The 13605-nt window shown below is 42.3% G+C and carries 8 protein-coding genes and 1 pseudogene; 7 read left to right on the forward strand and 2 right to left on the reverse strand.

Annotated elements, in window-relative coordinates:
• Positions 1 to 470 precede the first annotated feature (470 nt).
• Positions 471 to 1973, reverse strand: a complete 1503-nt coding sequence (locus NSU00_RS15475; RefSeq protein WP_340703880.1) for a DHA2 family efflux MFS transporter permease subunit — start codon at positions 1971 to 1973, stop codon at positions 471 to 473.
• A gap of 338 nt (positions 1974 to 2311) precedes the next feature.
• Between NSU00_RS15475 and NSU00_RS15480 the strand changes: the two are divergent.
• The 7 genes and pseudogenes from NSU00_RS15480 (at position 2312) to uraA (ending at position 11636) form a co-directional block, all read left to right on the forward strand.
• A pseudogene (locus NSU00_RS15480) lies at positions 2312 to 3832 on the forward strand (IS5 family transposase).
• Between the two features lie 153 nt (positions 3833 to 3985).
• Positions 3986 to 5539: an IS5 family transposase gene (locus tag NSU00_RS15485; RefSeq protein WP_265114716.1), complete on the forward strand. Its 1554-nt coding sequence runs from the start codon at positions 3986 to 3988 to the stop codon at positions 5537 to 5539.
• A gap of 148 nt (positions 5540 to 5687) precedes the next feature.
• The gene (locus NSU00_RS15490) at positions 5688 to 6677 is read left to right on the forward strand and encodes a S8 family peptidase (protein WP_019720300.1); all 990 of its coding nucleotides are present in this window, start codon (positions 5688 to 5690) and stop codon (positions 6675 to 6677) included.
• 226 nt (positions 6678 to 6903) lie between these two features.
• Complete coding sequence (locus NSU00_RS15495) at positions 6904 to 8214, forward strand: transposase family protein (RefSeq protein ID WP_013858128.1); 1311 nt, start codon at positions 6904 to 6906, stop codon at positions 8212 to 8214.
• Between the two features lie 238 nt (positions 8215 to 8452).
• Positions 8453 to 9439, forward strand: coding sequence for an SAR2788 family putative toxin (locus NSU00_RS15500; RefSeq protein WP_340703881.1), 987 nt, complete (start codon positions 8453 to 8455; stop codon positions 9437 to 9439).
• A gap of 21 nt (positions 9440 to 9460) precedes the next feature.
• On the forward strand, positions 9461 to 9919 hold the full coding sequence (locus NSU00_RS15505; protein WP_019720302.1) for a hypothetical protein: 459 nt from the start codon (positions 9461 to 9463) through the stop codon (positions 9917 to 9919).
• 436 nt (positions 9920 to 10355) lie between these two features.
• Positions 10356 to 11636 carry a uracil permease gene (gene uraA / locus NSU00_RS15510; RefSeq protein WP_340703130.1) on the forward strand — a complete coding sequence of 427 codons (1281 nt, stop codon included), beginning with the start codon at positions 10356 to 10358 and terminating at the stop codon, positions 11634 to 11636.
• 211 nt (positions 11637 to 11847) lie between these two features.
• Here uraA and poxB read toward each other — a convergent pair whose 3' ends face one another.
• Positions 11848 to 13572 (reverse strand): ubiquinone-dependent pyruvate dehydrogenase, encoded by a 1725-nt coding sequence (poxB, locus tag NSU00_RS15515; protein WP_340703131.1) that lies wholly within the window; start codon positions 13570 to 13572, stop codon positions 11848 to 11850.
• Positions 13573 to 13605: the final 33 nt, after the last annotated feature.

Raw genomic sequence — 13605 nt, forward strand, 5'->3', positions numbered from 1 at the left:
AAATGAAAAAAACCGTTGGAATAGGTGAATTTCCAGCGGTTTTTTTGTATTTAGGGCTTGCTGAATAAGCGAGATTCCTAGATTTGGCAAGGATGCTGACAGCTTTGGCGATCATTTAAATGCAAGGGTTTACAACAAATCCAGGGAAATGCCTGCACGCGAAAGCCGATTCAACGTCCGGAGAAGATCAAATCACCCCTTTTCGCAAATGGATTCTTCTATATTTTGAGACAGAGGTTGCAGATAAATTGGGCACAAACTCAGCGTCGGATTCGTTCAGCAAGCCCTATTTATATTTTTCCACCAAAACCAAACAGGCATTTGCAGAGATTTTAAAATCATTTCAGAGAGGGCTAGTTTGAACACCCCGCTGCACCAGAATAAAAAGGCAGGCCTCTTTCATGCCGTTGGACAAGATAAAAAGGTGTCCTTTCGCCAGCTACTGCCGGCTTTAGGACACCGCGTTTTGATTATGATTCCGTTATCGGTTTTACCTGCTGGGCTGTATTTTCCGGAAGGCTGTCGCGCGGGATGGTTTTCCGGATAAAGAAAGCAAGAATAAAGGCAATCACAGCCAGGTAGGTGGCAACCATAAAGGCATCATTGATCCCCATCACCGTTCCCTGCCTTGCAGCAAGCGCCGCATGAATTTTATCCGCAGGGGAAATTTGACTGGAGACCATAATATCCTTCGTATGCGCAATCCCTTTATTCGTCATGACCGAGACAAAAAAGGCCGTCCCGACAGCGCCTGCTACCATCCTGAAGGTGTTCACCATCGCAGTGCCGTATTTATTCATCGCAAGCGGCAGGTCATTCAACCCGGCCGTAAAGATCGGCATCATCAAAATAGAAATCCCGAAACTACGGATCGTATAAATGGTGACGACATAAGTAAAAGATGTATCCAATTTCAGACGGGTCAATGCAAAAGTAGTCACAATGGTAATGGCAAGCCCGATTAAAGCAAGCCATTTTGCACCATAGCGGTCAAACAGCCGCCCTGTAATCGGCGACATAATCCCCATGATGACCCCGCCCGGCAAAAGCATCAGCCCGGACATAAGCGGCGAGAAACCACGCACGTTTTGCATATAAATCGGCATTAAAATCATACCCGAAAACAATGCCATCGTCACAATAATATTAATCACCATCGTTAACGTAAACACCGGATAACGGAAAATGCGGAATTCCAAAATGGGATGGTCTATGACCCACTGGCGCCAGACAAACAAGCCGAAAGCAATCACCCCGACTGCCAGCGTCGTCATTACTTCCACACTGTCCCAGCCTTTCGTGCCGCCGGTTGAAAATCCGTATAAAATACCGCCGAAACCGAGCGAAGACAAAATAACACCGATTTTATCAAGTTTCGGCCGGCTCGTTTCCGTCACATTTTTTACAAAAACAAAAGCGAAGATCAAGTCAATGATTGCGATCGGCAAAATAATGAAAAACAGCGTCCGCCACGAGTGGTTTTCCACAATCCACCCGGAAAGCGTCGGCCCGATTGCCGGTGCAAAGTTCATTGCGACGCCGAAAATCCCCATTGCAAAACCGCGCCGGTCAGGTGGAAACAGCACGAAAATGACGTTTGTCATCAGCGGAAAAATAATCCCCGCTCCGGCCGCCTGGACCACCCGGCCAATGAGCAGCACAGAAAACCCTGGTGCGACTGCACAAATCAGCGTCCCCACCGCAAACAGCCCAATGGAGAACAAAAACAGCTGTCTTGTTGTAAATCGGCTCATAAGGTACGCCGTGACCGGAATGACAATCCCGTTTGTGAGCATGTAAATCGTAGAAAGCCAGTTTGCCGTAGAAGCGGAAATGTGTAAATGATTCATAATTTGCGGGAGGGCAACATTAATCAGCGTCTGGTTTAAAAACGCCACCAGTGCGCCAGCCATCATCACCGCAAAAAAAGGGACAATCCTGATAGAACTATTTTTTGTATTCATTGTTTCCATTCCAATCCCCCATTCATGATGTTAGTGTAAACGTTGTATACCGGAACTATGCCGGAAATGCAGATGGTTTTTCGTTTGGCAGAAGTTTTGAAGAAAACTCCCGCCACTCAAGCGGGAGAAAGAAAGCGTTTCAATTATTTAGAGAGGGTAAACTTTCGGTACTCTAACTATTTTATTCATTTTATGCTGGAAGTCAAGAGAAAAGTTTACTTAATTAGGGCTTGCTGAATAAACAAAAATTCCAGATTTGACAAGGATTTTGGCCACTTTTGTCGAATATAAAGTGTAAGGATTTTATAGGAAACGTGTAAAAAGCCTTGCACTTGGAGGCTGTTACGATGTACAAAAAGACCGAACATCAATTAACTTTTGTAGAAGATTTTTTTCTACCATTCGGTGGAAAATGAAATAAAGAAAATCGCTGGGTCCGTCTTGCTGAATTAATCCCTTGGTGGAAGGCTGAAGAAAAGTATGCCAAGTCCTTCAAGAAGAAATTCAAAGGCGAAAAGGCTTATTCTGTCAGAATCGCTCTTGGGGCTCTTTATATCAAAGAACGGCTTGGGCTGTCTGACCGGGAAACAGTCGAACAGATCACAGAAAACCCGTATCTTCAGTATTTTATCGGCTTGCCTGAATTCCAGGAAAAAGCCCCATTCGACCATTCTCTGATGACTCGTTTTAGAAAACGTTTGGGCGCAAATATCATCAACGAACTGAATGAATGGATCGTTCTGGAAGAACAAAAACGCCAATTGGAAGAAGCATCTAAGGAAAATGACAACGATGATGATCACCATGATGATGACGATCATAGTAGTGGTGATCATCAACCTTCCGGTCCTGCTTCGGAAGAGAATTCAACTGGATCGGCTTCTCCCAAAACGAAGAACAGAGGAAAGCTCATTTTGGACGCAACCTGTGCACCGGCTGATATTGCTTACCCTACAGACCTCGGGTTGTTGAACGAAGCCCGTGAGAAATTGGAACATATCATTGATGTCCTGCATGAACCACACAAAGGGAAATTACGTAAGCCACGGACCTACAGAAAAAGAGCCCGCAAGGACTATCTTTCTGTCGCTAAGCAACGTAAAGCTGGAGCCCGGAAAATCCGGAAAGCTGTCGGCAAACAACTTGGATATGTGAAACGGAATCTGGAGATCATTGGAAATCTCATTTCCCAAAGCTCCCTGTCTCTTTTGAGCAAAGATGAATATCGACAACTCCTCGTGATTCATGAACTATACCACCAACAGGCAGAAATGTACAAAAAGAAAACACATCGGATTGACCACCGGATTGTGAGCATTTCACAGCCGCATGTCCGTCCAATTGTGCGTGGCAAGGCAAAAGCGAACGTGGAATTCGGCTCAAAAGTCGCCATTAGCGTTGTAGATGGCTATGCCTTGATTGAGCAACTCGACTGGGAAAATTACAATGAAGGGATCACCCTTAGAGAATCTATTGAGAACTACTACAACCGGTTCGGATTTTATCCAGAAGCGATTTTAGCAGATAAAATCTACCGAAACCGTGATAATTTGGCATACTGTAAATCTCTTGGCATTCGTCTGAGTGGGCCAAGGTTAGGACGTCCATCCAAAATGGAAGACAAAACCTTAGAACATGTGGCAAGGCAGGATGCCTCTGAACGTAATGCCGTTGAAGGCAAATTTGGCGAAGGCAAGCGCAAGTATGGGCTAGGCCTTATTCGAGCACGCCTTCAGGAGACCAGCGAAACAGTAGTAGCCCTTCAATTTCTCATACTGAATCTGGAGCGGAAGCTCAGGGTTCTTTTTTTAAAATTTTTGCACAACACTATTTTATATTTTGATAATCGGAATTTGGATTGTTTGTGACCGAATCTGATTCGTTCAGCAAGCCCTATTTAGGGCTTGCTGAATAAGCAAAAATTCCAGATTTGACAAGGATTTTGGCTACTTTTGTCGAATATAAAGTGTAAGGATTTCAAAGGAAACACGTAAAAAACCTTGCACTTGGAGGCTGTTACGATGTACAAAAAGACCGAACATCAATTAACTTTTGTAGATGATTTTTTTCTACCATTCGGTGGGAAATTAAATAAAGAAAATCGCTGGGTCCGTCTTGCTGAAATGATTCCTTGGTGGATGGCCGAAGAAAAGTATGCCAAGTCCTTCAAGAAGAAATTCAAAGGCGAAAAGGCTTATTCTGTCAGAATCGCTCTTGGGGCTCTTTATATCAAAGAACGGCTTGGGCTGTCTGACCGGGAAACAGTCGAACAGATCACAGAAAACCCGTATCTTCAGTATTTTATCGGCTTGCCTGAATTCCAGGAAAAAGCCCCATTCGACCATTCTCTGATGACTCGTTTTAGAAAACGTTTGGGCGCAAATATCATCAACGAACTGAATGAATGGATCGTTCTGGAAGAACAAAAACGCCAATTGGAAGAAGCATCTAAGGAAAACGACAACAATGATGATCAGGATCACGACGATGACGATCATGATGATGAAGATCGTAATGATCATGATCATGATCGTGGCGATCTTCAGCCTTCCGGTTCCGATTCAGAAAAGCATTCAACTGAATCGGCTTCTCCCAAAACGAAGAACAGAGGAAAGCTCATTTTGGACGCAACCTGTGCACCGGCTGATATTGCTTACCCTACAGACCTCGGGTTGTTGAACGAAGCCCGTGAGAAATTGGAACATATCATTGATGTCCTGCATGAACCACACAAAGGGAAATTACGTAAGCCACGGACCTACAGAAAAAGAGCCCGCAAGGACTATCTTTCTGTCGCTAAGCAACGTAAAGCTGGCGCCCGGAAAATCCGGAAAGCTGTAGGCAAACAGCTCGGATATGTGAAACGAGATCTGGAGATCATTAAAAATCTTGTTTCCCAAAGCTCTCTGTCTCTTTTAAGCAAAGATGAATACAGGCAACTTCTCGTGATTCATGAACTTTACCGCCAACAGGCAGAAATGTACAAAAAGAAAACACACCGGGTTGACCACCGGATTGTAAGCATTTCCCAGCCACATGTCCGTCCAATTGTGCGCGGCAAGGCAAAAGCGAACGTGGAGTTCGGTTCAAAAGTCGCCATCAGTGTCGTAGATGGTTATGCCTTGATTGAGCACCTCGACTGGGAAAATTACAATGAAGGGACCACTCTCAAGGAATCTGTTGAAAACTACTACAACCGGTTCGGATTTTATCCGGAAGCGATCTTGGCAGATAAAATTTACCGAAACCGTAATAATCTGGCATACTGCAAATCTCTTGGCATTCGTCTGAGTGGGCCAAGGTTAGGACGCCCATCCAGAACGGAAGACAAAACCTTGGAACGCGTCGCAAGGCAGGATGCCTCTGAACGTAATGCCGTTGAAGGCAAATTTGGCGAAGGCAAGCGCAAGTATGGGCTGGGCCTTATTCGAGCACGCCTTCAGGAGACCAGCGAAACAGTAGTAGCCCTTCAATTCCTCATACTGAATCTGGAGCGCAAGCTCAGGGTTCTTTTTTTGAAATTTTTACACAACACTATTTTATATTTTGATAATCGGAATTTGGCTTGTATCTGACCAAATTTGATTCGTTCAGCAAGCCCTATTTAAGAGATTCAATTAAATATTCTAAAAAAAAACAAAAAACTGTGTTGACAAAAAAAACAGTCTTGCTATAAAATATAATTCATTGAAAGGGGGGAACAATATTTCAAAATGGTTTAAGATGTTTGTTTTTGTATTAGTAGTGTTTGTATTAATATTCGGATCTATTGGACTTATTAGCATTAAAATCTCTAAAAAAAACTATCAGAAAGGAAGGGAACATCAAAATAGTACAAATTGTATACAACCCTTTAAGAATGCAAAACAAGTTGACGATCTTACCCTGCTTAAAAGAAATGCTAATAAACAAATAACTCCATGGGGTGTAAAGGCAACAATAAAAAGAGGATTGAATATTAAAAATGGAGTTAAAGTCGCAATTCTTGACAGCGGAATTAAAAAAAATCATCCTGATCTACAAAATGTAGTTATAAAAGAATTTGATGCAATTAATTCGATAAGTTCAAGCAAAACTGAAGATGTTTTGGGACATGGAACAGCTGTTGCCGGAATAATTGCTGCACAAGATAATAGTATCGGTGTAATTGGGGTAAATCCTGACTCTATATTATATTCTGTTAAAGTTTTAGACGAAAAAGGCAAAGGGACATTGGAATCAGTAGTAAAAGGAATAAATTGGTGTATTGAACAACATGTCAATATTATTAACATTAGTTTTGGCTTTAAGGCGGATTCTGATATGTTACGAAAAACTGTAAATAAAGCTATAAATTCCGGAATAATTGTAGTTGCTGCTGCTGGAAATAACTATATTGGGAATGCCGATTTTCCCGCAAGATATAAAAATGTTATTTCAGTAGGTTCTCTCGATCAGAATTACAATTTACTTAACTTTTCATTGAAAGGTAAAGTGGATGTCGTAGCACCAGGAAAGGATATATTAAGTACCAATATTCACAATTCCTATTCTTTATATAACGGCACCTCTATGTCTGCGGCTTTTGTAACAGGATTGTTTTCACTATTAATTGGTAGCGGCTACGATATGACATCCCATGCGAAGGTTATGACAACTATTAAAAAGAAAAGCATATCAATTAAAAAGCTTCAATGTAAATCAAAGTATGACTACAGGATGTTAATTTATTAAGGGGTGAGAAAAATGAGGAGTCTACGTCAGCCCTGAGGAGTAAAAATTTTTCGTGATAATTTAAATAAACCTCCCAAAAACGCGGCTAAATATGTAATAATTTAAATAATTAGAGCTTGCTGGACGAATATTTTGGCATGGCTTAGTGACAAGTCGAATACAAGCTAAAATTTGATTCGTTCAGCAAGCCCTAATTAAACTTGGCTGTTTTGAGGGGGTTTTTATTTTGGTTACTAGAAAAGAAAAAAGAAATCGTGAAAAAGAAGCAAATTATTTTTTCGAGTTCCTTAAAATTCAGAAGCATTTTTTCAAAGACCTGATGAATAACCTAAAAAAGGTAGCAGACCACCGACATCAAAGCTATATCACTTATGGTCCAGAGGTCCTTTTATTTACGATGATGTTGAAAAATATGACCGGCCTAAAATCCATGAGAAACATGAGTGAGAGTTTTAATAAAGAAGAATGTATTAAAAATGTAGGGAAGGTGTTAGGCTTAGATTCTCTTGAAGAACTTCCACATTATGATACAATTAACGACTTTTTATCTGGCTTAGATGTAAATGAATTAGAAAAAATTAGAACGTATATGATTAAAGAATTATTGAAAAAAAGGTCTCTCGAGTCTTATCGAATTGAAGGAAAGTACTGGGGTGTCATCATTGATGGAACTGGATTACACACCTTTCATGAGAAACATTGTAAACACTGCCTGAGACGGGCATATACAAATAAAGAAACAGGAGAAACGAACGTACTTTATATGCACCATGTACTTGAAGCCAAGCTTGTCGTGGGGGATATGGTCTTCAGTATTGCCTCCGAATTTATCGAAAATGAATCAGAAAATGTTTCTAAGCAAGATTGTGAATTAAAAGCCTTCGACAGGCTGGCAAAGAAAATAAAAAAAATATTTAAAAGACTACCGATTTGTATCTTGGGAGATAGTCTCTATGCATGTGAAACGGTATTTAATCTGTGCAGGGCGCACAAATGGAAATATATATGCAGATTTAAGGAAGGGAGAATTAAAAGTATCTCGACGGAGTTTAAGGCAATAAAAGAGCTGGAACAAAGTAAGGATCAGAATTCATTAGTTTGGGTGAATGATATTGCCTACAAAGACAGAACGGTCAATCTGATGGAGGCCACAATGAAAACAGAGGATGGGAAATCGAAAGAGTATGTATTTATAACGGATATTAAAATCACGAAAAAGAACGTGGAACGACTCATCGCTGCAGGAAGAAGCCGCTGGAAGATTGAAAATCAAGGATTTAACGAACAAAAAAATAATCGTTACAATATAGAACATGCCAATAGCCAAAACTACACAGCCATGAAAAATCATTATTTATTAGTTCAAATAACAGATATTATTAGACAGCTGTTTGAAAAAGGTTCGTCAATCTTAAAAGCACTCAAAAAAACGGCAAAAGAAAAATCCTCAAATCTGTTGGAATCGTTTCGGACACGCATTTTAACAGACGAGGATTTCACCCATTTAAGTAAGCCAATACAAGTAAGGTTTACTTAATGGTTATATTATAGCAAAGGATGTGATGTAAAAAAAGGTTTTTTTGAAGTTATCCACAATTTTAAAAAAGAAATTTGCAAATTCGGCTCTTTTTGACTTTGAAAGCAGAAAAAATAGATGGAAAAATTTTCTAAATGTGGATAAGTCATTTTATCATAAAACATCTAAAAATTGATGAATTTACTCTTCAGAGCTGAGTCTACGTTTCATTAGTTGCATTATTGTAGTAATAATTTTCTTGAGTCTTTTACCTCAAAAAGCAACATTTGCCGATAACTCCATAAATATGAATGAAATAAATTCTAAGAACATTGAAAAGTCACTTGAAGAACAAGGTATAGATAGCAGTCAAGTAAAAGTATCTGATACTGCCAATTCAATCACATTAAAAGTAAGCACAGACATTAATAGCGAGAGTGCAGAGCGCAATAATATCGACTTTGGTGAAAACTCGTCAAAAGATATAGAAGATAGTACTGGAAATTCTGAGTATAATAATGCTACATTAGAAAGTGATATATCTGAGAAAAATTTTGATTTTACTGATGATACTTCTAATAACATAACAGAAATACAAGATGATGTCGATAAAGCAACAGTAACTGCAGAGTTGGATAAAGATACAAACAAAGTTACTTTAACTTCCAAGGAAACAGAACATGGTGGCAATACCTTAACAAAGAAATATGCTGTTGAAATAGAAGATGCTTATGGTGACAAAATTAAAGCAGTATTTATCGACTTAGATACAGATAAAAAATATTACTTTGATAATAATGTTGCCGAAGCATCGTTTGCATTTTTAATTCCGATAGGAGTTGAAATAGGTGAAGTATTACTTTCACATTTGTTAGCTGCTTCTTTAGCAGTAACCATATCTGGAGCTACATATATTGCATACTCCGAGTTTATAAAAAAGAGAAACAAAAACTATCATTATTTTAAAGCGTACCTTGATAAGAAAAAAGGCTTATTTATTGGTGATGGAATTTCCCGATCAAAAGCGGTGAGCAGGTTGAAAAGCCATGATAATACTTGGTCCGACAGTAAAGAGCGTGCTAAATCTATTGCAAAGAGCGCCAGCCCTATAGGAAAAGTTACTGCGGCAGAGAAAGATTCGAATGGCAAGAACAAATTTTATCATTATCATCCAGTTACTGGGTATAAACATGGAAAAAGCATACGTCTAGCAGGTGCCCATTCTTTTTTCGGTGCCCCTAGTTAAATGAGTTGAGGAGTGGTAAGTTTGATATATATAGACAAAAATCCCAAAAATAAGGTATATAAAGATTTAATCGATTTTGCATTTGAAAGATGTGATATATTTCATTTGGTGATTCGAAAAGAATTTGGTCCACTGAATGATTACGATCCTGTATTAAATGAATTGCATCCTTTTCTAAAAGAAAAGAAAGAAACATCTAAATGGGCAGGGACTGAGTTGGATGGTGAAACGGCGTATGTATATTATTATTCCGCAAATGAACTGTCAAAGGATAAAATTCTAAAGTTTTCTAAATCCCTGTTCGGATGGGAACAGCCAATACTCCCTGAGGATCTTTCTTTTTACAAATCGGAGAATCCATGGCTGGTGAGTATTGCACATGAACAAATGGCTTATATATTGACCGATGACCAGTATGAAATGGATCGTTTAAGAAAAATAAAAGGCCTTCGCATAAGTTTCGAAGAGGACGGAGAGTAAAGCATCTGCCTTTTAAAAGGTGGTGTTATTCCAAGGAAAGATGACTTGAGGATTTGTATGATGGCTCCTTTTTCCAGAGGGCAATCATCGCTCAACAGGTTATCGGGAAAAGAACTTTCTAAACAGCCAACACCAGTCCGATAAAGCGCCGGGAAAGGGGGCACCATGGCGATAGAAAACTTGGCACATCCCGCGGTTCAAAAGCCGGCAAATGCAAAATAAGAATTGACAAACCCGGCTGGAACTGCCATAATAGCAAGGACAAAAGATGAATGAATGCCTTTAAAACAGTCCCGTGAGGCTGGCAAGGTTCCGGATAAATGTGCACTTCCATGCACCTTGCTTTCATTCGGGCAAGGTGCTTTCTTTTTGCCAAAAGGGCACTTCCTGGAAAACCCCTGCCTCGCATTTTACCAATCCATTGAGGGGGAGAAATATGGAACAGCATGAAATTCAAGTTAACCAAAAACTACCTTTTCTCAAAAGCCTGCCGCTAAGTTTTCAGCATTTGTTTGCCATGTTCGGTTCAACCGTTCTCGTTCCTGTCCTGTTTAAAATTGATCCTGCGACCATTTTATTCATGAACGGGATCGGGACGCTGCTTTATATCCTGATCACAAAAGGAAAAATCCCGGCTTATCTCGGGTCCAGCTTTGCTTTCATCTCGCCGGTATTTGCCGTTCTTGCAAAACATGCGGGCCTTACCGGATACAGTTACGCATTGGGCGGATTCCTTGCAGTCGGCATTATTCTTGTCATCACTGCGCTTATCGTTAAAATTGCCGGCACGGGCTGGATTGAGGTTGTCTTTCCGCCTGCTGCAATGGGCGCGATCGTAGCCGTTATCGGGCTCCAGCTTGTCCCGACCGCTGCCCAGATGGCAGGCCTTGTCCAGTCGGGTGCTTCCGTGAAACACTGGAGCCCGGACCCGCAGACCATCACGGTTTCCTTATTAACACTTGCCATTACAGTAGTCTGCTGGGTCACCCTGCGCGGCTTTCTTAAAATCATTCCGATCTTAATCGGGATCATTTGCGGCTACTTGATTTCCCTGGCATTCGGGATTGTCGACCTCAAACCCGTCCAGGAGGCAGCCTGGATTTCATTGCCAACGTACTATCCAATCAAACTGAACTGGTCCGACATCATGATGATTGCGCCGGCAGCGCTCGTCATCATTCCGGAACATATCGGCCACTTAATCGTTACAGGCAATATTGTCAAAAAAGATTTAACCAAGGACCCCGGGCTTGACCGGTCTTTGCTCGGAAACGGAATTTCCACAATTATATCCAGTTTTGTCGGTGCCACGCCAAATACGACGTACGGCGAAAATATCGGTGTGCTCGCAATTACGCGTGTCTACTCAACATGGGTGATCGGCGGTGCTGCGGTCCTCGCCATTATCCTTTCCTTCTGCGGAAAATTGGCGGCGCTCATTTCATCGATTCCGCAGCCGGTTATGGGCGGCATCTCTCTACTCTTGTTCGGCGTCATTGCGGCAAGCGGCCTGCGGATGCTTGTCGAACAAAAAGTGGATTACGGAAAATCACAAAATTTGATTCTGACCTGCCTTGTTCTCGCTGTCGGCTTAAGCGGCGCAACGATCAATATCGGTACCGCCTCATTAAGCGGGATGGGGCTTGCAACAGTTGTCGCCATTATCGCAAGCCTGTTCTTTAAACTGCTGAATTTGCTCCATTTGGAAAACGAATAACTAAAAAGGGGCGCCCCAAAAGCCTGAAACTGGCGGATGGGGCGCCCCTTCTGTAATATTGGGCGGTGCGCGGAAACCTGCATACCATTTGCCGGGCCCGCTTTTCCGGCAGCTTTTCGGCGGCCACAAGCACCATTCAAAAATACGAAAAAACCCTTATTTAAAAGAAAAAGCCCGGTTTCCCATGACGGATACCGGGCTTTTTCTTTGATTATCGGATCAAGTTCGTTTTAGCCAAATCAATTAATTCATTGGCACGGCCGTTTAATACGGCTTTCAGCATCCACAGCGTAAAGCCGTGTGCTTGTTCATACGTAATTTTAGGCGGCAGGGACAATTCCTGGCGGTTTACGACAACATCAATCACGGCCGGGCCGTCATGTTCAAATGATTCACGGAGTGCCCCTTCCAGATCAGCCGGGTCTTCCACACGGATCCCCTTCATGCCCATCGCTTCGGCAATGGCTGCATAGTTCGGGCTGTCAAGGCCTGTTCCGGTTTCCGGATAGCCGGCTGCTTTCATTTCCAGTTCAACAAAGCTTAATGCCGTGTTGTTAAAGACAACGACTTTAACTGGCAGTTTATGTTGGCGGAGCGTTAACATGTCACCCATCAGCATGGACAGGCCGCCGTCCCCGCTGAGTGAAACAATTTGTTTGCCAGGTTGTGCAACAGCCGCGCCGATCGCTTGTGGAAGCGCATTGGCCATCGTACCGTGGTTGAATGAACCGAGCAGGCGCCGTTTTCCGTTCATTTGCACGTAACGCGCCGCCCACAATGTCGGTGTACCGACATCGCAAGTGAAGATGGCATCTTCATCCGCCAAATCACTGACCAGTTTTGTCAAATATTGCGGGTGGATCGGTTTGCGTCCCGGTTTGCCAACAGCCAATTTATCAAGATCTTCTCTTACTTTTTGATAAGCTTTGACATGTTTTTCAAGATGCTTGCTGCTGTCTTTTTCCTGAATCATTGGCAGCAAAGCTTCAACCGTATCTTTTACATCCCCGACAACGCCGAGTGTCAGCGGTGTCCGGCGTCCCAGATGTTCGGAACGGATGTCGACCTGCAACACTTTTGCGTTTTTCGGATAGAATTGGCGGTACGGGAAGTCTGTGCCGAGCATCAGCAGCGTATCGCATTCCATCATGGCGTCATAGCCGGAAGAATATCCGATCAAACCTGTCAGCCCGGCAAAGTAAGGATTATCGTATTCCAAAAATTCTTTGCCGCGCAGCGCGACAACCATTGGCGATTTCAGTTTGTTGCACAGTTCCATAATTTCGTCATGGGCACCCTGGCAACCCGCACCGCAAAGCAGCGTTACTTTTTTCCCGTCGTTTAAGTAAGAAGCAAGCTGTGTTAAATCTTCTTCTGACGGTTTCACGACCGGTTTGGCAACATGGACCGGTACTTGCGGCACTGCTACGTTGTCATCCAGGCCTGCAACATCACCAGGCAAAACAAGAACGGAGACGCCTTGGTTTGCGACCGCCTGTTGCATCGCCATATTTACCATTAAAGGCATTTGTTCCGGGCGTTGTACTGTTTCAATAAAATGCGCACAGTCTTTGAAAATCAATTCAGGCCGTGTTTGTTGGAAATACTCGCTTCCGATTTCACTGCTCGGAATATGGGCGGCAATCGCCAATACCGGCACACGCGAACGGTTGCAGTCATACAGCCCATTGATAAGGTGCAAGTTTCCAGGGCCGCTGCTGCCTGCGCAAACCGCAATGCTGTTATTTAAGGTAGCCTCTGCGCCGGCTGCAAAAGCGGCCACTTCTTCATGGCGCACGCCGACCCATTCAATCCGCCCGGAACGCCGGATGGAGTCGAGCACTGCATTTAAAGAGTCCCCGACGATCCCATAAATTCTTTTTACACCTGCATTTAATAATGAATCAATCAGCAAATCCGCTATCGTTTTTGCCATTTGTCAATCCCCTTCTTTTCCATTTATTTTTCG

Origin of the sequence: Weizmannia sp. FSL W8-0401, assembly GCF_038009125.1 — a bacterium.
GTDB lineage: Bacteria > Bacillota > Bacilli > Bacillales > Bacillaceae_C > Weizmannia > Weizmannia coagulans.

What these genes read in the sequence shown, in the direction of transcription:
- NSU00_RS15475 (WP_340703880.1), bottom strand. Translation starts at nt 1,973, where the DNA reads ATGGAAACAATGAATACAAAAAATAGTTCTATCAGGATTGTCCCTTTT.
- NSU00_RS15485 (WP_265114716.1), top strand. Translation starts at nt 3,986, where the DNA reads ATGTACAAAAAGACCGAACATCAATTAACTTTTGTAGATGATTTTTTT.
- NSU00_RS15490 (WP_019720300.1), top strand. Translation starts at nt 5,688, where the DNA reads ATGTTTGTTTTTGTATTAGTAGTGTTTGTATTAATATTCGGATCTATT.
- uraA (WP_340703130.1), top strand. Translation starts at nt 10,356, where the DNA reads ATGGAACAGCATGAAATTCAAGTTAACCAAAAACTACCTTTTCTCAAA.
- poxB (WP_340703131.1), bottom strand. Translation starts at nt 13,572, where the DNA reads ATGGCAAAAACGATAGCGGATTTGCTGATTGATTCATTATTAAATGCA.